The 24,214-nt window shown below is 52.0% G+C and carries 13 protein-coding genes; all 13 read left to right on the top strand.

Annotated elements, in window-relative coordinates:
* Positions 1-16 precede the first annotated feature (16 nt).
* The gene (locus G6L28_RS13300; RefSeq protein WP_174064308.1) at positions 17-7,444 is read left to right on the top strand and encodes a type I polyketide synthase; all 7,428 of its coding nucleotides are present in this window, start codon (positions 17-19) and stop codon (positions 7,442-7,444) included.
* Entirely contained in the window at positions 7,441-8,853 is a 1,413-nt protein-coding gene (locus G6L28_RS13295; RefSeq protein WP_174064307.1) for an aminotransferase class I/II-fold pyridoxal phosphate-dependent enzyme, read from the top strand. The genes G6L28_RS13300 and G6L28_RS13295 overlap by 4 nt, the downstream gene beginning before the upstream one ends.
* A gap of 8 nt (positions 8,854-8,861) precedes the next feature.
* Entirely contained in the window at positions 8,862-9,632 is a 771-nt protein-coding gene (locus G6L28_RS13290) for an SDR family oxidoreductase (RefSeq protein WP_174064306.1), read from the top strand.
* Positions 9,633-9,731: 99 nt separating this feature from the next.
* Entirely contained in the window at positions 9,732-11,327 is a 1,596-nt protein-coding gene (locus tag G6L28_RS13285) for an LTA synthase family protein (RefSeq protein WP_174064305.1), read from the top strand.
* Entirely contained in the window at positions 11,324-12,619 is a 1,296-nt protein-coding gene (locus G6L28_RS13280; protein ID WP_174064304.1) for a capsule biosynthesis protein, read from the top strand. Before G6L28_RS13285 ends, G6L28_RS13280 begins: the two co-directional genes overlap by 4 nt.
* 203 nt (positions 12,620-12,822) lie before the next feature.
* Entirely contained in the window at positions 12,823-14,001 is a 1,179-nt protein-coding gene (locus tag G6L28_RS13275) for a polysaccharide biosynthesis/export family protein (protein ID WP_425292677.1), read from the top strand.
* Positions 14,002-14,112: 111 nt separating this feature from the next.
* Positions 14,113-14,883 (top strand): ABC transporter permease, encoded by a 771-nt coding sequence (locus G6L28_RS13270; RefSeq protein WP_174064303.1) that lies wholly within the window; start codon positions 14,113-14,115, stop codon positions 14,881-14,883.
* Positions 14,880-15,545, top strand: coding sequence for an ABC transporter ATP-binding protein (locus tag G6L28_RS13265; protein WP_174064302.1), 666 nt, complete (start codon positions 14,880-14,882; stop codon positions 15,543-15,545). The genes G6L28_RS13270 and G6L28_RS13265 overlap by 4 nt, the downstream gene beginning before the upstream one ends.
* Positions 15,542-16,813: an RkpR, polysaccharide export protein gene (locus G6L28_RS13260; RefSeq protein WP_174064301.1), complete on the top strand. Its 1,272-nt coding sequence runs from the start codon at positions 15,542-15,544 to the stop codon at positions 16,811-16,813. The genes G6L28_RS13265 and G6L28_RS13260 overlap by 4 nt, the downstream gene beginning before the upstream one ends.
* 3 nt (positions 16,814-16,816) lie before the next feature.
* Complete coding sequence (locus tag G6L28_RS13255; RefSeq protein ID WP_234902565.1) at positions 16,817-18,112, top strand: capsular polysaccharide biosynthesis protein; 1,296 nt, start codon at positions 16,817-16,819, stop codon at positions 18,110-18,112.
* On the top strand, positions 18,012-19,010 hold the full coding sequence (locus G6L28_RS13250) for a glycosyltransferase family 2 protein (RefSeq protein ID WP_234902564.1): 999 nt from the start codon (positions 18,012-18,014) through the stop codon (positions 19,008-19,010). Before G6L28_RS13255 ends, G6L28_RS13250 begins: the two co-directional genes overlap by 101 nt.
* Before the next feature lie 510 nt (positions 19,011-19,520).
* On the top strand, positions 19,521-20,522 hold the full coding sequence (locus tag G6L28_RS13245) for a stealth conserved region 3 domain-containing protein (protein ID WP_174064299.1): 1,002 nt from the start codon (positions 19,521-19,523) through the stop codon (positions 20,520-20,522).
* A 47-nt stretch (positions 20,523-20,569) separates the two neighbouring features.
* Positions 20,570-23,308, top strand: a complete 2,739-nt coding sequence (locus G6L28_RS13240) for a CDP-glycerol glycerophosphotransferase family protein (RefSeq protein ID WP_174064298.1) — start codon at positions 20,570-20,572, stop codon at positions 23,306-23,308.
* Positions 23,309-24,214: the final 906 nt, after the last annotated feature.

Here is a 24,214-nt window from a genome sequence, read left to right as displayed (position 1 = left end):
GGTGAGAAGTCAAAACATGTCAGTTGAAATCATCGGACGCGCTGTTCGTACTCCTTCCGCTCGAGATGTAGACGAGCTCTTTCAGTTGCTTAAGGCTGGACGCTCCGTTGTGACCACCGTTCCAGCTGAAAGGTGGGGGCATGCTCGCTTCTGGCATCCCGTTCCTGGTACGCCGGGAAAATCCTATAGTTTCGCGGCAGGTATCGTCGACGGCATCTATGATTTCGATCCGACCCTGTTTGGCCTGACGGCGCGTGAAGCCATGTATATGGATCCGCAGCAGCGCATTCTACTCCAGCTTGTCTGGCGCGCGCTTGAGGATGCATCTCTCACTGTCCCAATGTTGCAAAAGGATCGGGTGGGGGTCTACGTCGGTGCCTCCAGCCTCGATTCGGGAAACACCTATATCGAGGATCCCGCAGCCGGTGGCCCGTACTTTATGACGGGCAATACGCTGTCCATCATCGCCAACCGTGTTTCGCATATATTCGGCCTTAACGGGCCGAGCCTTACGATAGACACAGCCTGTTCATCGTCGCTCGTTGCGCTTGACCAAGCTGTTCGTGCCCTTGAGAGCGGAGCGATCGACACGGCCATCGTCGGCGGTGTTAATCTCCTCGCGCATCCTTTCTCCTTTGTCGGTTTTTCGCAGGCTCGCATGCTTTCCCCTGAAGGTCTGTGCCGCGCCTATGGCGAGAACGGCCAGGGCTATGTGCGCTCCGAAGGTGGGGGCGTCGTCATCTTACGCACCACAACCGCAGCAGAAGCCAACAATGATCGCAGTTATGCGCGGATCGTCGCAACCGGTTTGAATTCAGCCGGCCGTACGAATGGTATCTCCTTGCCATCGCGCGAAATGCAGGCCGAACTTCTACGCGGGATCTATGCGCAGAACGATCTTGACCCGAATGACCTCGCTTTTATCGAAGGACACGGAACCGGCACTAAAGTCGGAGACCCTGCGGAATTATGGGCGATCGGGACGGAGCTAGGCCAAAAGCGGCACGACGAACTGCTCATCGGTTCTATAAAGTCCAATGTAGGCCATTCTGAACCGGCATCCGGCATGTTTGGTTTATTAAAGGCCATGCTGGCGCTCCAGCATAATTATCTGCCCGCGTCGCTCCATGCAGACGAGCTGAATTCGGATATCGATTTTGACGATCTGTGCGTACGGGTAAACCGTGAGGGCCGTGACCTTCCACGCCTTGAAAAAGCACGTCTTGCTGGCATCAATTCGTTTGGTTTCGGCGGAACCAATGCGCATGTCGTCATCTCCGATCCGCGCGTACAAAGCGTTTCCGTAAATATAAGCAGTGGCCCTTTCATGGTCAGTGCTCATACGCAATCTGCCCTGAAAAGCCTGCTCGAAAGCTATCGACAGGAACTAAACAGTGATCGCACCGATCTTCGTGAACTTGTTGCAACGTCGGCCATTAATCGCACTCATCAGAAGCACCGTTTCGCGGTGGACAGCGTTGAGCCAGGAATTGTCAACAAGGCCATAGAAGACTTCCTCGGCTGCATGCCTTCCGCTTTGGGCCGGGAGGGGGAAGTGCCAGCAGGCGAGACTCGTCCAGCATTCGTGTTTTCAGGCAATGGCAGCCAATGGGCTGGTATGGCCTTGGATGCGTTTCGTTACGATACAGGGTTTGCGACCCGCTTTAGCGAAATCTGTTCGACGTTTGGGAAGTGGCTCGATTTTGATCTGCTTACGCTCTTCCAGAGCGATGAGCTTCAATCCAGTTTGTCGGATACCCGCGTTGCGCAGGCTTTGCTCTTTGCTATTCAAGCCAGCCTTTCGGATGTGCTTGTCGGCAGAAACATCAAGCCCTATGCCGTTTTCGGTCATTCGGTAGGCGAAATCGCGGCTGCCTACTGCGCTGGAATTCTCTCTCTCGATCAGGCGGTTGCCGTCGTCGCTATTCGGTCGCGCCATCAACATGCTCTGGCTGGCGAGGGCAAAATGGCGGCTGTTGCCTTGTCGCCGGAGCGAGCTTTAGAGCTTTCTCAGAAAAACGGTCTGTCAAGCATTGAACTTGCCGCAATCAACAGTGCCAACTCGGTGACATTGACCGGGCCGGCGGAAGAGATCACCGCATACCGGGAATTCGCTAAAAAGGCACACGTCTCGGCTCATATTCTCGACATCGATTATCCGTTTCACCACTCGTCCATCGACCGTGAGAAGAATGCATTTCTTCTCGACCTGCCACATTTCACGCCTAGCTCCGGCGACGTTATATTTATATCCAGCGTAACCGGCCAGAGATCGAGCGGTGAGCAACTGGACGGTCGCTACTGGTGGAACAATGTGCGGGAGGTCGTTCGCTTCAGTGAGGCAAACGCAACCGCTATTGAAACAGGCTGCAACCTCTTTATCGAAATAACGCCGCGTTCAATCCTCGCATCTTATCTCTCCGAGAACGCACGTCAGGCCGGAGCTTCCATACAGGTCATCCCGACACTGGTCCGCACGGCGCATGAAAGAAATCCAATACCTCATATCGTTGCGGCCGTGGTTGCCAACGGTGTTTCGCCATGGGTTCCCGAGGCTACGCCGCGAAATGCTCATGTCGTGTTGCCGCCGCTTCCGTTCGAGAATGAAACCCTGCGCGCGCCGGAGACGTCGGATCGCGTCAATCTCTTCGGTAAAAGCGCTAGCTCCAAGGGTTATACGCTTCTTGGTTGGCGAACCGATCCAAAATCGACATCATGGAAAAACCACGTCGATGCAAATCTTTTCCCGGATCTGGCCGAACATGTGGTCGATGGCAAGTCGATCCTTCCGGGTAGCGCTTTCCTTGAAATCACGGTTGCAGCCGCCCATCAGCTTTTGGGTAGCGCGGAGATCGAAGTCAGCAATCTCGAAATTGTTCGGCCACTGGAGCTGCACACCACCCGGCTGAGTGAGCTTTCGACCATCGTGTCGATCGAAACGGGGCAGATCGAGATTCGCTCCCGCGAATATATGAGCGAAGATGACTGGAGCGTCCACGCCGTCGCACGCATTCGAAAACCCATAACGGCGCTCAAGTCAAAAATTAACAAATATAAGCAAGATAATGTTTCTTTTTTGGAAATTGCAGGGGGAGACGCGTACGAAACAGCAAGGAAATTCGGTCTTGATTACGGTCCGTTATTCCAGTTGCTGCGTAACGTTCGCGTGTTCGATGACAACGTTCTGAAGGTCGAGCTTTCGTCCAGTTCGAAGCCGTCGCACCCTTATCTGTCCTATCACATCAATCCAATCTCTGTTGATGCTGCTTTTCACGGGCTGGTCGCGCTGTTTGGCGAGTTGACGGGTGAGTTGGACGGGGCACCATACATTCCGGTTCGCTTCGGTTCCATACGCATTCATGCCGGCGATAATGAAATTCGCTCCGCCCAAATCGAGATTTTACGCTTTTCTCCGCACTCCTTGAAAATCCGGGTCGAGCTCTTCGGTGTGGAAGGTGAATTGATTGCTGTCTTGGATGATTGCCGTTTCAGGCGGACTTTCCTAAAGCTTCATCACAGCCTTGAGACAATTTCATTTCACTACGAGAAGGTGCCAAGTGTTCTCGAACCTGTGGGTGATCGGATATTGCCTTCAATCCTATCGTCCATCATCGCCGAAGAGCCGAGTGAAGAGACGCTGCTCTATGATGCCGCGATTTATCGCGCCTGCTATGACATTGCCGACTCCGTCCTGAAGAGAGGTAAAAGCGTTGAATCCCTCCTTGCCTCGCATCAAGACCTGAACGCTTTCATTTCGAACTGCCTCCTCATTCTGGAGGATTGTGGCTTAGCTTCAGGCGATGCTGGCAATTGGATTTTGAGCGGAGACGCAGAGCTGCCCGAGTTCGCCGATATTATTCGTGAGCTTGTCGGAAGCTTTCCCGCCAGTAGTTCTGCTGCGATCCTTGTTAACAATAACCGGCAGTTCGTGCTGGACGCCATCGAAGCGCTGGCACAGGATAGCGGGGTAGAGTTGCCCCCCTATGAAGCTTCGGAAGCGACGCTCGATCACTTCCGTAACGGTCTTGGAATTGCACAGACGCGGGTCGACAAAACCTGTCACCTCGTTGAATCTTTCCTTAAACAGGCCTCTCGGGGCAAGCCCGGCTTTGTACTTGTCGAAGTCGGAGCAACGTCGATCACGGTTAGCGAGAGGCTTGCTTCCATTGCCGAGCAGTTCGATGCAAGACTGTTTATTCTTGAAGACGATGAGAACCTTCGCAGCAATCTGAGCACCTCGTTTGCCCGTAATCCGTGGGTCAGCGTCGTTGATGATGACGGTGTGGTGCTGCCGGAAAACATCGGCCTTGCGGTCAGTGCAAATGGCTTCCTGTGTACGCGTATTCAGGAAAGCGCCGCTCTTAGACAGGGTTTGACGAAAATCGCAGCGACCGGCGCTGAAATTCTTCTCGCTGAGCATAAAAACGGCGTTCTTGCCGATTTTGTTTTCGGACTTCAGCCGGATTGGTTCTCCAATACCGTAACGGCAGATTTGCCGGTTGGCAAAATTCCATCCGAGGATGGAATGAAGAGAATGCTAGATCAGGTCGGCTTCAGGCAGGTGTCCTGCGTTTCGGCTGATTTCGCAGATGGGTCCTTGGTTTTCCTGCTGGGCGATGGAGATGGATATTCCAACACTAAGTCCACTAGGAAACTCGCGACCAACAACGTCACGATCCTTTGCGATGGCGTCCGTTTCAGAGGCGCCGATTTCTGCCAGCCGATCAGTTTCGACTCTGTGTCGGGGCGTGGCCTTGCCGACATTCAGGACGTTCTTGCGGGTCATGCCGGGCAGCCGACAGACGTCATTTATGTCATGAATGCCTCGTCACGGACAACGCAGCATTCGCTCTCCATACAGAACCATGTGAACGTGCTGGGTCGCATCGCTGAAGCTTTGAGGTCGAATTTCGGTGGCGGGGGGGCAGAGCCTTCGCGGCTCTTCATCCTTTCTCCTGGAGGTGCAAGACTCTCAGAGGATACCGACCCGGTTTCGCAGGGTGTATGGGCATTCGCCCGCGTACTTCAAAATGAATATGACGAGCTTGATGTGACGCTGGTCGACATAGCAAGCGAGCACGTGTCGGATAGCGTCTGGAGCGAGATTTTCGAGCTTGAGAAACTCGGCGAAAACGAAATCGCTTACAGCACGCAATCTGGGCGCTTCGATCTTTTGCGGGTCGTCCCGGGCGCATTCACACGCTCGCAAGAGCTCACTCGGGATTATCAGGCTGCTTCAATAGTTCAAAGGTCTCCAGGTCGTATCGAAACGATTGCCTGGGAGCAGACTTCGGTTCGAGAGCCGAAGCCGGATGAAGTGGTTGTTGCCGTTGCAGCAACCGGGCTGAACTTCCGGGATGTGATGTGGTCGATGGGAATGCTGCCGGAAGAGGCGTTGGAAGATGGTTTTGCTGGCGCTACGATCGGCATGGAGTTTTCCGGCACGATCCTGTCTGTGGGCAGCAACGTCGAACGATTGCAGGTCGGTGATCGCGTGATGGGGATTGGTCCTGGAGCGTTCTCGACGCATGTGGTTGTCTCCGAAAACGGCGTTACCCGCATTCCCAAGGCGATGGACACAGCGCAAGCTGCAACAGTCCCAGTGACATTCCTCACCGCCTATTATGCTCTGGTAGAGCTTGGAAGACTGCGCGCTGGTGAAACCGTTCTCATACACGGTGCCGCTGGCGGCGTCGGATTGGCCGCGTTACAGATCGCAAAGCTAAATGGCGCGAAGATCATTGCGACTGCCGGTACGGATGAAAAGCGCAATTTGGTGAAGAGACTTGGCGCAAATCATGTCTTCGATTCCCGCTCGCTGGATTTCGTCGATGATATTCTCAACGTCACTGAAGGCGCAGGCGTCGATGTCGTTATCAACTCATTGTTCCAAGAGGCGATGGAACGCAGCCTGGAACTCGTCAAGCCATTCGGGCGCTTCCTAGAGCTTGGCAAACGCGACTATTATTCAGACAGCAAGATCGGCCTGCGGCCATTCCGCAAGAATATCTCCTATTTTGGCATCGACGCCGACCAGCTTCTCGTTGAAACGCCGGAGACGGCTGCAAAAATATTCCAAGAGATTGCCGTGCTGTTCGACGAGAACCACCTGAAACCACTCCCTTACCGGCAGTTTGCTTTCAACGAGATAACACCTGCATTCCGCCTCATGCAGAGTGCTGGCCACATCGGCAAAATCATCGTCACTCCGCCGGTCCCAGGCGTGGATGCGGTTCATCGCGACGGTCGGAATCCTTTAAAAATTTCAGGTGGCGTCCACCTCGTCATCGGAGGCATTGGCGGTTTCGGGCTTGAAGCGGCGAACTGGGTCGCCGCGAAAGGCGCGTCGCACATCGCGCTTGCAACACGCAGCGGTGTTTTGGACGACGAGACCCGCAATACGATCGAGCGCTGGAATGATCAGGGCGTAACCGCTTCGGTCCATGCCTGTGATGTGACCAACGCGGAGCAACTCAACGCATTGCTCGATGAGTTGCGCCGCATCGGTCCGCTGAAAGGTGTCATTCACGCTGCGATGGTGTTGGATGATGCACTGATCGCCAACCTTGATCTCGAGCGAAACCAGCCAGTGATCCACACCAAGGTCGAAGGCGCGCGGCTGCTTGACGAACTGACGGAGCAAGATGATCTCGACCTCTTCCTGCTTTTTTCCTCTGCAACGACGATGGTCGGCAATCCCGGTCAGTCGAACTATGTGGCGGCGAACGGTTATCTCGAAGGTCTCGCTACCGCCCGTCGCCAGCGCGGAAAACCGGCACTGGCTGTCGGCTTCGGTGCTATTGCGGACACGGGCTTCCTCGCCCGAAACACCAGCGTCAACGAAATCCTTTCGAAACGCATCGGTCGCTCGGCCATGAAGGCGCGCGATGCACTTCGCCATGTCGAGGAATATCTGACATGCGAACCTTCCGGCAGTATGGTCGGCTCAGTTGTAATCGCGGAAATCGATTGGTCCACCGCCGCAGGCCTGACGATTGTCAACAAACCGCTATTTGCCACCATCGGCAGCCACCAGATCGCCCAGCAGGCAAATGCCGGAGAGCATCTCGATCTCTACACTCTGATCGAAGGTAAGTCAGTGGAGGAGATGGATGCTGCCCTTCACTCCATAATCGCGTCCGAACTTGCGCTCATCCTTCAGATGGCAGAAACGAATATTACCCAAGACAAGGTTTTGCGGGATATCGGTCTCGACAGCCTGATGGCGATGGAGTTGGGAACGAGCTTCCAGCAAAAGACCGGGATTGATCTCCCCTTGAGCGCAATTTCCGATGGTACGACTGTCGGGGATATCGTCACCAAACTACGGGATAAACTCAACAACCGGCAGGCGCTGGATGGCGCTGACGATGCAGCTGCGGAACTGCTCTCCGGCCTCACGACGAAGCATACCGCTCCCAAAGCCTTGGCGGATGTAGCATGACGGAGGGGCGGGGAGACGGAGGGCAATCGAAGGGTAAACTGCTTTCAGCGGGAATGCTGGAAAAGCTGAAAAACCAGCGCAGTGCTGGCCCTGTTAGGCGTAACGCGGCAAATCCACCGAACACATCTCCGCAAGCAGTGAGAAAGCAAAAACGTTTCGAAGAGCTCGACTCTTACAAAACAGTTCAGGTCCAAAAGGCAGTCGCGGCTTTCGCAGGTGTCGAAAATCCGTTTTACCGTCCCCACGAAACAGTGGCTGGTGCGGAAACGATGATAGAAGGCCGAAAGCTCCTCAATTTTGCGTCCTACGATTATCTCGCCACCAATGCGGACACCCGCGTTCATGAAGCTGCAAAACAGGCGATCGATCAGTACGGGATATCCGCCTCCGCCAGCCGCCTTGTTGCGGGTGAGCGTCCGGTCCATGCAGAACTCGAGCGCGCGCTAGCTGAGAACTACGGCGTGGAATCCGCCGTCTGCTTTGTCAGTGGTTATCTCACGAATATCACCGCCATCAGCTGCGTTATGGGTCCACAGGATGTCGTCATCCACGATGAGTTTATCCATAACAGTGCTTTGACCGGCGCACAGCTCTCAGGCGCCAAGCGCCTCAACTTTAAACATAACGATATCAGCGACCTGGAACGGGTTCTCGCCAACATTAATGGCCAGTTCCGCAACGTTCTTGTGATTGTTGAAGGCATTTATTCGATGGATGGCGATGTCGCGGACCTGCGCGGCATCCTGGATCTTCGCAAAAAGTGCCCGTTTTGGCTAATGGTCGATGAGGCCCATTCACTTGGTGTTCTTGGCAAAACGGGCAAGGGAACATTTGAACATCTGGAAATCGACCCGAACGAAGTCGACATTTGGATGGGTACGCTCTCCAAAACATCGTCCAGTTGCGGCGGCTACATCGCCGGAAGTGCCGCGCTTATCGATATTCTCAAAGCCCACGCGGGCGGTTTCGTCTATAGCGTCGGCCTGTCCCCACCACTGGCCGCAGCCGCTTTGGCCAGCCTTAGGATACTGCGCGAAAGTCAGGACCGCATCTCACGCCTCAGTCACAACGGGCGCTTTTTCTTGCAAAGAGCCAAAGAAAGAGGACTGGATACGGGCACGAGCGCCGGACATTCCGTTGTCCCGGTCATCGTTGGCGATTCGCTTCGCGCTGTCGAATTGAGCAATCGTCTTTTTGCCGAAGGCATCAATGCCCTTCCGATCATCCACCCCGCCGTTCCAGAGCGATTAGCCCGCATACGTTTTTTCCTCACCTGTACCCACACCGAGGAACAGATCAGTGAGGCAGTTGAAAAGACCGCAACGCTCTTACAAAAACTCGTTGCTCAAAACGTCGGTACGTCATCGCTTGATTTAGAGGCATTACAACGCAGTTTGTCCCTTCGCTGAGGTAACGAATGCACGTCATCATAACGGGAGGGTCGAGCGGTATAGGGCTTGCCGTGGCGAGACTTGCTGCTGCTGACGGACATCACGTCTCCATCATTGGACGTGATATCGATAGGCTGAAAGGCGCATCTCGGGAGTTGCGCTCCGTTCCCGGCGCCACCATTCTTTCAGTCACCGCAGACGTCGCCAACAGGGAGCAGATCGAAGCGGCAATCGCAGAATGCGTCGCCCAGTTCGGCCACTGCGATCTGCTGGTCGCCAGTGCGGGTGTGGTAGAACCCGCTTTCTTTGTAGAAATGCCGCCATCGACCTTTCAGATGCAGGTGGAGACAAACTTCTTCGGCGTGGTCAACGCTGTGCGCGCTGTACTCCCTGCCATGCAAAAAGAAAGACGCGGCTCGATCATGATCGTTTCCTCGGGGGCCGCCTTGATTGGTTTGCCGGGGTATGCCGCATACTGCGCGTCAAAGGCAGCACTCGTATCCTTTGCCGAAAGCCTGCGCTGTGAAACGGAAAAGGAGGTTAAAATTGCAGTTGCGTTTCCTCCGGACACGGACACTCCGCAACTTGTCATGGAGCTTCCGAAGCGTTCCGCGGCTGCCAGAGGCTTGATGGGCAAAAGTCCGATCTGGCCTGTGGAGACTGTGGCAAATGAGATATATGGGGCGTTTAAAACCGGTCGAGAGACAGTGCACTTCGGATGGAAACTCAAGGCGCTAGCTTTACTTGGACCCCTGGTTAAACCATTGATCTACCGATACCTATCACGCCGCGTCTAGATCCGGTCCCGAAGTGATTCAGACGATTTGCGCCATTGCATCCAAAACCCAGTGACTTTCTACAGTTGCACCTTTATCCGCAGGCGCTCATAAGAAAACATGACTAATTCTTTTGAGCTACATAACTATCCAGTCGGATTAACGGCGCTCTGCTTTGCTGTGACGGCGCTCTTTGTCTACGCGACTGACGGGTTTGCGCTTCCGAAAGAGGCAAAGAGCAAATACCGTCAAGATCGTAGTCTTATGCGCGCTCTTTTGGAATATAGTGCGCGTATTCCGGTTATAGCATTCATCTTTTTGTTTTTCTTCGCAATTTCGTGGCGTCCGATTTATGCCGCTCAGGGCACAGCGAGTTTCTTTGTCATCTTCACCGCCATTTCCTATGTGAAATTTCGGTTTATACGAGAGCCACTCATATTCTCAGACATCGCTCTCGTGGTGGATGTTTTTAAATATAAGACGATATTCTATGCTTCAAAGTTCAATATTCTCTTTTGGATCGTAGCCCTGTCTTACGTCTTCGGTGTCACTGCGCTTTACATGGTTGTGGAGCCGCATGTGTTGCCGGACGGTGCAGAGCTGATTGGCGTGCTGTTGGGTCTCGCGGCTTTTCTGGCTCCGATCGCCCTGATTTTCGTAAAGCCGATCAACCGGCTTGTAGCGCGTGCGTCGGAAAGGCTGCTGACACATCTCAAGGTCAGGCCGAACACGGTTCGTTTCGGAACTTTTACCTCGGTGACGCTACATTTTCTGGTCTGGCTTGGTAAGAACCGCGATCACATCGTGGAAGAACTAGGCCAAGGGCTTCAAAAGGCTATCCACGACCTGATCGAGGGTGAACATGACAATGCTCCTCTTATCGTCGTGTGGCAGTCTGAATCTTTTTATGACCTGCGTCACATGGGCGATAACTATCTCCACCTTCCGACCATCGACCGGTTGAAGCGAGAGGCGGTTCAGTGGGGCCGACTTACCAATGTGTTTGAAGGAGGCTACACGCTACGCACGGAATTTGCGGTGCTGAGTGGCCTCAAGCCCGAAGAGGTGCATGTCGACGCCTCTTATCCTTATCTCCGTGCGAGCCATTACGCGGAACTGGTGTGGCCCAATAAACTCCTGCGCAATGGATGGCACACGCATTTCATCCACCCTTACGATCGCACATTCTTTATGCGCCACAAGGCTTTGCCGCTGCTCGGTTTCGAGCATATGACGATGCTGGACGAGTTTGATCACACGCCAACGGACACGAACCCATATGTGTCCGATGCCGATCTCACCCAGAAAGTTCTAAAAACAATTGATGACATAGGCGCCGACAAGCCTTCTTTCGTTTTCGTGGCATCCATGGCCAATCACGGGCCATGGGGACCAGGACGATGCGAAGGTTTGACGGAGCCTGTCGAGATATATCGCGAGCTGTTGCAAAAGGCCGACAAGGCTTTGGAGACACTCATAGAGGCGCTCGAAAAATCCGGCAGGCCCGTCTGGCTGGCCTTTTATGGCGACCATGCGCCGCTATTGAAAACCTATGCCGATCCGTTCCCAGACCCGCGCACTGACTATTATGTCGTGCCATTGGGGTCCGCCCGTTCTCAAGAGCGGGTGGCGGCTCACGGAAGGGAGGAGGCGCCTTGGAACCTCTTCGAAACCATTCTTCTGCACGCAAAGCTTTATAAGGAACGCTTTGCATGACCATCGCTACCGAAGTAGCCCGTCCTCGGGTATTCCTGTTCTTACAGGGGCCCTCGTCACCATTATTCCCAAAAATCGCAGCGCATCTCGAGGCCGCGGGCCATAAATGTCTGCGGATCAATCTCAATGCAGGTGACTGGCTGTTCTGGAGAAGAGCTGGCGCACTCAATTATCGCGGCAATTTTGCGGGCTGGCCCACCTATATAGAAGAGATCATGGGCTCCTGTAGCGTGACCGATCTTGTCCTTCTCGGTGAGGAGCGTCCCTATCACCGCGTCGCGGTGGATAAGGCTAAACAGCGCGGCATAGACGTCACCGTTGTTGAAATGGGTTATCTCCGCCCCGACTGGGTCACGGTCGAGCGCGATGGAATGTCAGCGAATTCGCGTTTTCCCAATGATCCGGATGTAATTCGGGATGCGGCGCGAGACCTGCTTTCACCTTCGATGGAGCCGGTGTACAGGCAGAGTTTCCTGAAGGAAGCGGTTTTCGATCTCGCCTACAATCTGCCTAATGTTTTTCTCTTCCCGCTGTTCCCGGGCTATCGGCGGCACGGGATATTTCATCCGCTACGCGAATATGCGGGATGGTGTGCCAGGTTGCTGAAATCGCGCCGTAACAAAGAAGCGGCAAATCAGGTGATCGATAGGCTGCATCGTTCAAAGCACCGCTACTTTGTTTATCCGCTTCAGTTGGAGACGGATTATCAACTGCGCGCCCATTCACCATATTCATCTCAGATGGAGGCTATCGAGGAAGTCGTTACCTCTTTTGCCGCAGCTTCTTCGCCTGAAGCTGTCCTTGTCGTAAAACTTCACCCTCTAGATAACGGTCTCACAGACTGGTGGGCCGGAATTCAATCGCTTTCAGGTTGCTTGGGCGTCAAAGACCGTGTTCTTTTCATCGACGGGGGCGACTTGGCAAAGCTGGTGGCTGAATGCAGCGGCATGGTTACGGTGAATTCGACGGCTGTTCTTGCCGGATTAAGGACGGGTGTGCCCGTGAAGATTTTAGGTTGCGCCATTTACGATGTGGATGGTCTGACCCATCAGGGATCACTCGACGAATTCTGGCGGACACCGCAGATGCCACAGCCTGCTTTGGCGGATGATTTCTTCAGCCTTATGGCCGCAGCCATACAGGTCAGAGGCAATTTCTACTCCCGAGCGGGCTCGAGAGCTGCGGCGCAAGCCATTGCGGGCCGTCTTCTGTCGGGGAATATCAATTCGCATGGTGCGGACACAGGAGTCGCAAGGCGCACAAAACCTGTGAAGAAACGGTTGCCTGCGTGATTGTGCCTTCCGCCTGGCGTGCGTGATAACTATGGCACAGTCGGCAACAAAGAGTTGTCGAGCTCACATTTGGTTGGATTATCTGGTCTTTATTAATCTGATGTTGAGGGTAAAACAGGCATGTGAGCCGAACGGGCCGCGCAGGTTTAACTGATCTGAGCAGGCAGTTGGATTATTTGGGGAAATTTGGGTTGCACCGGTTGTTGAGTATTAAATCGTTGCGCGGCGTAGTGCTTTTGGCCAGTGCCGGTCTCGCGGGTTGTGAAGCGCTGCCAAGCGCCGGTCCGAGCGCGATGCAAATCAACAATCAAGCAGGAAAGCCTGCTGTCGTTGCTGGTGATTCCGTTTCGACCGTTTTTGATGTGGTCGATGTAAGTCACCGCTCGGCGCAGATGGTAGCCAATTTCTCGACGACTACGCTTCAGCGCCGGTTTGGCATCGGTGGGGCCGCAAAGCGGGTTGTTATCGGAGTTGGCGATCAGCTGAAAGTCACTGTTTTTGAAGCCGGTGCCGATGGTCTGTTCTCCACGTCGGATAGCAAGCAGACGGCGCTTGATGTCGTCGTACAACCGGATGGTACCGCCGCAATCCCATATGTCGGCACCGTCAAATTTGCGGGAAAAACGCTTGAACAGGCTCGTCAAACCATTCTTGCGGGCTTGAAAGGTAAGGCGGTCGAGCCAGACGTTCTCGTCACGAGCACAAGTACCAGTTCGCGTAATGTCACTGTCTCCGGTGCCGTCGGCCGTCCATCCATGGTGCCGCTTAGCCTGACGGGCGAAACCATTGCCGAGGTCGTTGCCAAGGCAGGTGGTCCTAGCGCCCAGCCATATGAATCCTATGTCACTTTGGTTCGCGGACGGCAGACTGGAACCGCGCTCCTCAAAACGATCATCGAAAATCCGATTGAAAACATCCACGTCGAGCCGGGTGACCAGATTTTCGTGACCAAGGACCCTCGTACGTTTACGGTTCTAGGTGAGGTATCGAAGAATAGCCGCATTGAGTTCGGCGCGAATGACCTGAATATTCTTGAAGCAGTTGCACTGGCCGGTGGTGGCGCGTCGGATCGCTCCAATGCCGCCGGTTATTTTGTATTCCGTTATGAAGAGCCGGAGATCGTTGCCGATCTTCTTGGCAGTGAACGCTTCCGCCAGCTACGTGACAAGGGTATGACCCCGAACCGCGATGGCCGTTTCCCGCTTGTTTATCGCCTGGATATGACGCGTCCGGATAGTCTGATCGTGGGACAAACCTTCCCCGTTAAAAGCCGTGACGTAATCTACGTTTCGCGCCATCCTGCCGTGGATATCGATCGCTTCCTGCAGCTTGTTGGGCGCCCTATAGGAACCGCATATCAGGTGAAGAACTTCGCGGACTGATTGCTATCTGGTGCGGCGTTTCGGATTGGTGCATAAGACATACCAGTGCGTGGTTGATTTAACCATAGGACCTTTCGGTGACGTCTGTTTCACCGGTCGGAGACGAGGCTTTTGTATTATCTGAAAACCCATATCCGCGTTGTGGCTGCTTTGCTGGTTCGCGAGATGTCGACGCGTTTCGGCAGTAAGCCCGGTGGCTACGTGTGGGCAATCGTTGATCCGGTGGCGCATATCGCTTTCCTGTCACTGATTTTCATGGCGATCACCCACACGCCTGCTCTGGGAAAGAGCTTTCCGCTTTTTTTTGCGACGGGCTATCTCGCCTTTCAGTTTTATCAGGCCATGGCTGGATATCTCAACGGCGCTATCAAGGCTAACAGAACGCTTTTAAGTTACCCCAACGTCGCTCCAATCGACACCATAGTTTCCCGCTACATACTACAGGCGGGAACAACATCGGTGGTCACATTCTGCGTTCTCAGCGTCATCCTTATGACTGTCAATCAGCCGGTCTACCTCAACTGGCCCGCCATTATTGAGGCCGCGTTTGCGGCCACGCTTCTTGGGCTTGGGGTGGGTATCTTCAACAATGTCGCGGCACTGCGATTTCCACTTTACGAGCAGATATTCGGCATCATTAACCGACCGCTATTCCTGATCTCCGGCGTGTTCTTCTTACCAGATGCACTGCCGGGACCTATTCGAGACATAGTGCTGTACAACCCGCTCGTGCATGTGGTGATGCTGTTCCGCAAGGGGTTCTATCAGGAATATCGCGCGCTTGAGATGGACATGTTCTATCTCTACTCCTTCGCCTTCACGATCATGTTCGTCGGGCTGGTGCTGTTCACCACCTCCGTATCCGTGTTGAGGAGCCGATGATCAGGCTGGAGCAGGCGACGAAGTATGTTCGCACCAAGGGCATCAAGAAGCCGATCATCGAGAACGCATCGCTGGTCATCAACCGTGGTCGGAGCGTCGGGCTGCTCGGGCGAAACGGTGCGGGCAAGTCGACGCTGCTGCAATTGATCGCCGGCTCCCTGCAACTGGATCGCGGCCGGATCGTTCGTCATGGCAAGATCTCCTGGCCGCTCGGCTTTCAGGGCAGCTTTCAGCCTAGCATGTCGGGCGAGCAGAACGTGCGCTTCGTGGCCCGCATCTACGGCGTCGATACGGATGAGCTGGTGGCCTATGTCGATGAGTTTGCCGAACTCGGCGCATTCTACCGCGCTCCGGTCGGAACCTATTCGTCGGGCATGAAGGCGCGGCTGGCTTTTGGGGTCAGCATGGGCGTGAAGTTTGACTATTATCTCGTAGATGAGATAACTGCAGTCGGTGATGCCAATTTCAAGAAGAAATGCCACGATGTGTTCAAGTATCGCTTGCAGGATTCCGACGTGATAATGGTATCCCACAGTACCGGCACGATTCGCGATTACTGCGAGACCGGCGTTGTTCTTGAGAACGGCAAGCTGACATATTTCGATGACGTCGAGGATGCGATCCGCGTTCATGACCGCAATATGAAGGAAAGCGAAAAATGAGCGTCGAGCAGCAAGGCCCGGGCAAGAAGGTGGAAGAGGCGAAGGTTCCGGCCAAACGTGCCAACCTTACCGTGTTCGATAATCTCCTGAAGCTCGATATCAAGCCTGAGCGCGAAGGCGTTCGCCAGTCCACGCCGGTCCGGGGCAAGCTGCACGGCCTGAAGCTGCGGCATATGGTGATTGCCGCAGGCTTTGCGCTCTGCGTTGCTGTCCCCACGGCGCTGGCGGGCGTCTACATGGCCTTCATCGCGGCGGATCAGTACCACTCGTCCTCTGCCTTTGCGGTGCGCAGCATCGATGGCAAGGCCACTGGCGATCTGCTCGGCATGTTCACCCAAAGCACCGGCGGCAACACCACAGGCGCGGATTCCTATATGCTGCTGGATTATATCCGCAGCGAACGCATGGTCGAAGCCGTATCGGAAGTGGTGGATCTGGAGCAGGCCTTCGCCCGCCGTGGTGCGGATTTCTTCTACGCCCTTGCCCCCGGCCAGCCTATCGAGGACCGGCTGGAATACTGGAAGGATATGGTCAGCGTCAATTATGACCACACCTCCTCCATCCTCAACCTGCACGTCAAGGCGTTCGAGCCGCAAACCGCGCAGGCGATAGCCTCCGCCATCATCGTGGAAAGCGAACGCCTCATCAACGACCTGTCGCTGGAAGCGCGCAACGGCGTGCTGAAGGCGTCGCAGGAAGAGGTGGCGCTGGCCGAAGGCAGGCTGTCCGCCGCCCGCGTGGCGCTCAGAAACTTCCGCGATATCTCGCAGGAAGCAGACCCGGTCGAGGCGGCTAAGCTCGCCGCCCAGCTCGTCGGTTCGCTGGAACAGCAGCTCACACAGTTGAAGACGGAACTCACGGCGGCAAAAACCCGCATGTCGACGAATTCCCCTCGCATCCGCGTCATCACAACGCAGATCACCAGCCTAGAGAAGCAGCTGGAAGAAGAACGCCAGCGCTTCGGCAGCGGCACCGCAGGTCAGGCGCAGAGCAGCGATGTCGCCACCCGCATCCTGAATTACGAAAAGCTGGAGACCGAGCGCGAATTCGCGGAAAAAGCCTACACCGCCGCCCTCGGCGGTCTGGAAAAGGCCCGCATGGATGCCAACAACCAGCAGCGATACCTCGCCACCTTCATCCAGCCCACACAGTCGGAACTGGCGCAATACCCCTCCCGCGCCATGAATGTGGCGCTGGTGTTTCTCGCCTGCCTCTTCGCCTGGGGTGTGGCCACCATGGCATATTACAATATCCGCGACCGAAACTGATTGATGCCTGAAACGCAGAACTCCGCCCGCAACACGCTCAGCGCCCGCACACAGGCGCTGGCACAGCCGGGCACCGTCGTCGCTTTTCACATGAAGGCGTGGAAACACCCCTTCCTGCAAGAGTTTTTCCCGCAAAAGCGCTTCCACTTCGCTCCCTTCCAGCTCACGCCGCGCATCTTTGAAAAGAAGGTGCTGCCGCTGCTGGAAGCTGCCGAAAAGCCGCAGGTCTTCGTCTGGAGCAATAACCTGCCAGATTTTGTCGCACAGCACGTCATGCGCCTAGGGCTTAATGTCTGGCATATGGAAGATGGCTTCATTCGCTCGCTGGATGCCCACGCCGGTTACTCCGTGCCGCTCTCCCTCACGCAGGATGCAAACCGCCCCTATTTCGATAGTCGTGGCAAAAGCGATCTGGAAGACCTCCTCGCCACTTATGATTTCGATGCAGACGAAGCCCTCATGCAGCGCGCCAGAGAAGGCATGAATGCCGTGCTGCAACAGCGACTCACGAAATATAACGGAAACCTCGCCAGTCCCGCACCCACACCCGCCCAGCCCGGCACGCAGCGAAAGCAGGTGCTTGTCATCGGCCAGGTGGAAGAAGATGCTTCCATCCTGTATGGTTGCGACCGCCCCTTCACGAATAATGATCTGGTGCGAACAGCCGCAGCGGAAAACCCGGACGCCGATATAACCTACAAGCCCCACCCGGATGTGCTGAGCCGCATGCGCCGCGAACTCTCAAACCCGGATGATGTCGCCCACCTCTGCACCATCATGCGGGAAAAAACCTCTCTGCCAGATGCGCTGGATGCGGCAGATCACGTCTACACCATCACCTCTCTGGCAGGCTTCGAAGCCCTCATGCGGGGAAAAAAGGTCACGACCATAGGCGCGCCCTTTTACGCTGGCTGGGGGCTGACGGATGATAGACAGCAAACCCCGCGCCGGGGCCGAACCCTCAGCGTCGAAGCCCTTTTCGCCGCAGCCTATATCCTTTATCCGCTTTATTTTAATCCCGCAGATGGCTCCGCCAGCTCGTTCGAACAGACAATAGCCAGCCTGGCAGACCCGCAGGCAAAGCCCCGCCTGTCATTGGCCGGGCGCGTAAAGTGGAAGCCCTATGGCACTTATGGCCTTCTCGGCTGGCGTCATTTGTTGACGCCGATCGTTGCGCGGGTGGTGGCGAAGGTGGGGAATGAGCGGGATGTGGAGCTTTATAGGCAGAATCCCGCTGTTTATTTTAGGGAGCTTGCGGATTGGCGGTTTAGGGCCGTTGGGAAAATTCTCTATCCTTGATATTTCGCTTAACGTTATTCCGAGAGTTCTGTTTATGTTGCTCAGCAAGTTTCAAAGCTTTAGGCGGTTCCCGGCCAAAGACTTGCAAACAGTAAGTCCTTTGCTAGCTAGCCTCTTTCGCAGGCTAGACCATTGTGGGAAACTCTCTGATTTCATTGCAGATCCCTTAACCTCGTTTAATCGGTGGACAGATTTTAAGCTCCAAAGGCAAGTCAGCAAAGGCTACGCCAAGCCTATTGTAAGCATTATCGTTGCAACAAGAAATAACGGCCTCACACTCGAGCGGTCTATTAGGTCGCTTCTGGCTCAAACTTATGCTGCGATAGAGGTAGTTGTCATCGATGACGCAAGTGATGATGCAACGCCAGAGATTCTGACAAAACTTTCGTGTCTCGATAAAAGAGTGAAGACTTTCCGCAACGTGAGCCAACTTGGTACGGGACTTACGAGAAATGTGGGATTACTAGCTGCTAGTGGCAGTTTTATCACTTTTCAAGACGGCGATGATTTTAGTGAGCCAAATAGAATAGCGGTTCAACTGGAAGCTCTGCTGACAGGAAAAGACAAATATCTTTGCTTATGTAATTATGTGCGTACAAATGAATATGATGAAAGTCTCGAAATTGGCGACCGCCGAGTTATGAAATGTATTATTTCTATGATGTTTAGACGAGATATTGTATTAGACCGCGTGGGGTTTTTCAAGGATTCAACGGTAGGAGAAGACTCAGACTACTATCAACGTATTAAATTTGAGTTCGGGTTGTCCGCAGAAGTATTGATTTTTAGAACGCTTTACAGAGCTTTGTTTAGAGAAAACTCGAGTTTTTTCTCCATTTTTAGAGTTAAATCAATAGGTCGTCGGAGATTTTACTTTGAAAACGGCGACATCAAGTGAGATTGTTAACTAGATTTCGAGTGTGTTTGAAAGGTTTTTGATTGCAGTTTATCCCACAATTCGTTAAGGAAAATCTCAAAGACTTTCTATCTGTAGTCGCACATCGGGCGATATAACTGAGGGAATGCTTGTTAAAGCTTTCTTGATCGACGAAGAAGTATCTTATTGACCCCATACGATTTGCTTAAAGAGTATGATCTTGGATTATCTTCCGCTGCTACGGGTAATCCGACATTCATCGATCTACATGTGAAATCCTTTTGGAGTTTTTTGGACGCTCTTGTCGTTAGTGCTAGAGGAATGCAGTCGAGCGTATATGTTTTAACATCGACTAGCAGATGGCGACATATCACAGGCGCCGTGTCAAAGTTGTTTGTAAGGAAACCGTGTCGAAATGGTCTTGTTGAAATAGCTATAGTAGATTCAAACGACCATTTGGTTAGTCGATTTACTGTGTCGCTTTGGAAAAAGAAAGGTAAATTGCTGGAAGCGGTAGCTTCGAAGGTGCCAATGAAGAAATTACTTTTTCAATGTGAGCATTTCGAAACAAAGTCCCTGCATTATTCTGATGTGCATTGTGGTGCAATTGACGTCGTATACACTTGGGTTAGCTCAACTGACGTTGGCTGGAAGACATTGATTGAGCAATTTGCCGCAGAAGCTGTGATAGACAATGATAGGTTTTCTCAGGACGATGAACTTCGTTATTCGATCCGTTCGTTGTTCACGTTTGCTCCTTGGGTGCGAAATGTTTTTATCTTTACGAATTGCGCTCCACCAGAATGGTTTATTGAGTCAGAACGCATACGTTGGATAATGCATCACGAGGTGATACCGGAAAAATATCTTCCTTTATTCAACTCCCACGCGATTGAAACTTTCCTTCATGAGATTCCGGGGCTTTCAGAGCGTTATCTGTATTTTAACGATGACGTTTTTCTGGCTGCTCCCGTAAATCCTACCGATTTTTTCACTTCCTACGGACAATCCCTTAGTCGTATGGAGGCCGAAGGGACAACTCACTATCTACGGAATGTAGTAGCGTTTGAAAACGCTGAAGGCTGGCAGTCTGCCGCTGTGAACGCTTCTGCTCTGTTGAGGGATTATACCGGTATCTGGCCCACCAGACTTCACTGCCATACGCCTCATGCGCTGTTGAAGACGTTATATTATGAATTGACGGATTTATTTCCGGATGAACTGGAAACTACGCGACAAGCAAAATTTCGAGCGCATACGGATTTTTCGATCACTTCTTTTTTATATCATCATTTCGCTTTCTCTAAAGGCCGAGCTATTCCTTTCTATGAGAATGCAATGGTAATAAGGTCTACAAATTTCAACCGGGTCATTAAGAAGCGCGACTTTAAGAAGAGTCGGTTTTTTTGTATCAACGATGGAGGGGGCAGTGCAGGAGATGTTTCGTTTCGTAAGTTCAAGTCAAGTTTTCTTAGCCGCCGGTTTCCATTTAGGTCGCCCGCCGAGAGAGTTACAGGTGATCTGTTGCAGTAATTGATTTGGTATTATTGCTCAAGGTTATTGGATATAGAGATTAGCTAATGAAAATGGTTCGTAACTATCTGTCACAGAAAATAGACAAGGTGTTTGATAGGATCGAAGGCGCGATCGTTGCTCGTGGTAAGAAAATTCCATGGAGAAAAAGCCTAAGTGCCGATCATAAGTTCACCGTAGTATCTGCTGTGTATAATATGGGGCCGTATCTAAACGACTATTTCGTGTCGCTAACTCGGCAAGTTATTGATTTCCGATCAAATATTCACATCGTTATCGTCGACGACGGTTCTACTGATAACTCCTATTCTATTTGTTGCCGTTGGAAAGAAGCCTATCCCGAAAACATTACAATTGTGCGACAACGGAACGCTGGGCAAGCTGCCGCGCGAAATCGTGGTCTCCGTCATGCTACAGGGGAGTGGATTACGTTCATCGATCCTGATGACTTTGTTTCTAGGAGATATTTCTTAGCGGCAGACAGGCTTTTACGTACCCGGCGGCGGAGACCTTTGGCGTTATTGGCGCCAAAGTTGCTTATGTATTATGAAAAGAGTGGCAATGTTATTGATAACCACACGCTGACTTACAGGTTTCGTGAGGGCACGGTCGTTGTGCCTATATCCAATCCAGGTAAATATATGCAGCTATCTGCTGCCACTGCTTTTTTCCGGCGCGATATAATTAAGCGCGGACATCTGAAGTTTGACCCACGAATAAGACCTGCTTTTGAAGACGCTCACTTCGTAGGGCGTTACCTTCTAGAGTCAGGCGATATGGACATGTGTTTCACCGACAAGGGTATTTATTATTATCGAAAGCGTGAAACTCAGACCTCAACGATTGACACGGCTTGGACGAAGAAAGAGCGGTTCGATGAGCAGATCAGATATGGATCGATCGGTCTGCTTGACTACGCAAAAAGCAAATTAGGCGAAACTCCGTTCTGGATACAGAGAATGGTGTTGTATGATCTTTCGTGGCATTTTCGACGGGTGACAAATAATCCGAGCGCGACAAGTTTTCTATCTACTCACGAAAAACAGCGTTACTTTACACTATTGAGGCAGGCTTTCTCTGCAATATCAGTTAGCAATATCGTTAGCTTCGAATTAGCAGGTATTTGGTCATTTCATAAAATAGGAATATGTAGTTTATTAAAATCTAGTGGTACTGATTTTAATAACTTTTATTCTGAAGAATATGATCAAGACTCTGGTTGCTTGAGATTCCGTTATTTTTCAAGACTAAAAGATACGACGTTTTCGGTATTTCTTGATGGTGTCCAAGGAGATATTCTTCATCGCAAGACTGTAGCGCATAAATTTTTGGACCACGATTTCGTTTACGAAACGATTTTTTGGGTGCATGTTGAAGGTGTAACTTCTGCACGTGTATGTGTCGACGGCTCCTTTGCACCTGTCTTCGTTAAGGGCGTGCGTCATGACGTTGTACCTGTAAAAAAAGCTATAGGTGTCTTATGCAATATCGAGATAACGGCGAAGTTGAAATTTCTATCTAGAGTGAAGAAATGGCATGCTAAGCGCTCTCAGGTAAGGGAGTATTTTAATGACGCTTGGTTGATTGCAGATCGTGAGGATAGAGCTGATGACAATGGAGAGCACTTTTATCGATATTTGAAAGGTCGATCCGACGCGCCGAATATTTACTTCTTACTTCGAAAGTCTTCTCCGGATTGGCTACGGCTGGAGAATGAAGGCTTCAAATTATTGGAGTTCGGTTCGTGGCGGCATCATCTTGCAGTTTTAAATTGCAAGTACATTATATCTTCTCATTCTGGACGGCATATTCGACTTCCTTTACCTCTAAGTAAATATAAAGACTTAATACGGAGCAAATTCATATTTTTGCAGCATGGCATCATTTTACATGATGTATCGTCTGCAATAAATGCAGTTCAGCCGCGGTTGTTGATTACGTCGACAGTAGGGGAGTTCCACTCCATTGCTGGTGATCTGTCGACTTACAAGCTCAGTACCAGAGAGACAAAGTTAACAGGTCTTGCTCGTCATGATGCTTTGCTGGCCCGCCGGGTTCATAACCCGTCAACGATTTTGGTTATGCCTACTTGGCGGACTTCTCTGTTAGCGAAGAGCGTTGCAGGTACGAGCGTTAGGGAGCCGCTTGAATCGTTTTCGAAGTCCAATTATGCGTTACGATGGAAGGCATATTTAAAGAGTAAAAAGCTACGCCAGATGGCCGAAAAGCATTCTTGCGAAATAGTATTTGTTTTGCACTTCATGTTCGACGCCTACAAATCTTTTTTCGAGAATATTCCTGGCGTTAAGGTTCTCTCTCAGAATGAATCGATTGATCTTCAGTCGTTGTTTGGTCAGTCAAAAGTGATGATTACTGATTATTCTTCAGTTGCATTTGAGGCTGCTTATATTGACCGGGATGTTATATATTATCAGTTTGATAAAGATGAATTCTTCGGTGATGGACATGGTTATAAAGTTGGATACTTTGATTATGAAACGGACGGCTTTGGTCCGGTTGCCACGACTCATGATGATTTGCTGAAGCATACGAGCAGGGCGCTCACAGGATTGAGTGATAAGAAATATGCGGTTAGGCGAGAAAAAACCTTCCCTCATCGCGATGGTGAGAACTGCGCACGAATTTTCGCAGCTATAAAGCATCTCGATAATGTTCCTGATCAGTTTTCGTCCGAGCGGGGGATGGGTGTTCAATTTCTGTCTGTTTCAAAAGATGATCGTGGTTTTGAGGATGCGGGCGAAACGCCCATTAAGCTTGCTTCTTAACTTGACGAAGTGCGTTTTTCGTAATCGAAAGCACATTTTGCCTTTCTGCTTTTTCCAGGCATAAAATAGGAATTTAAGCCTATTTATGATTTACTGCGAGAGTTTTTTCCTTTATAGTCTTTGAAGTTGCGGTACTCGTTGGAGATCCCAAGTGAGGCGGCGGCGGGTTTTGTTTGGGTGGTTCAGTCATCTGAGTGGAGCTTGATAAATGAAATGCTTGCTGTGCAGGCGGAATAACCCGTTGGTGACCCTATGGGCGGAATGGGCTTCTTACTGCGCGTCGAGTCATTTCGAGCATAGCTGAGTTTGGAATACGGATAGAGGCAGAGAAGTAGAATATGGGCACGATTGGATTTCAGCTTAGCATACGGGCCCGGATGCTGGCTGGAATTGAGGTTTGATAGTTTGGGGGCGCTGAGAGGTGCCACACATATAAAGTTACGAGGTAGCTTTCAGCGCCCCGTTGAAATGGCTCGTTGATCTTATGGTTGGATGAGCAATGAAGGCTGATAACGCGAGCTTGATGAGTTGCGCGAATGAATTGGTGTGTCTTGTTGAAGGAAAGAGGTGAATCGAAGGGTAGATAGTAAAGATATAAAATTGCTAAATTCACCGCGCTGCATATATAAAAATATATATTTGCAGGTCGAATTTGTGTGTCAATATATAAATTAATTGCAATCGAACGAGCGGATAGTCTGTATAAGCTTGTGTAATTTTGGATGGAAAACGGCTAGGAAGCTTGGAATCGGCTGTAAATGGAGGGAAATGGCTGTATGCGGATGGAAAAACGGAAGGAAAGCAGGTGGTTTTTGGGTTTTCAACCGAGGCGGATCGAGATTATGATAACAGTATCATGATACTGTTATCATAATCTCGATCCGCCTCGGTTGAAAACCCAAAAAC

The sequence above is a fragment of the Agrobacterium larrymoorei genome (assembly GCF_013322225.1).
In the GTDB taxonomy this organism is placed as follows: Bacteria; Pseudomonadota; Alphaproteobacteria; order Rhizobiales; family Rhizobiaceae; genus Agrobacterium; species Agrobacterium larrymoorei_A.
This window is presented reverse-complemented; position numbering and strand designations above follow the sequence as displayed.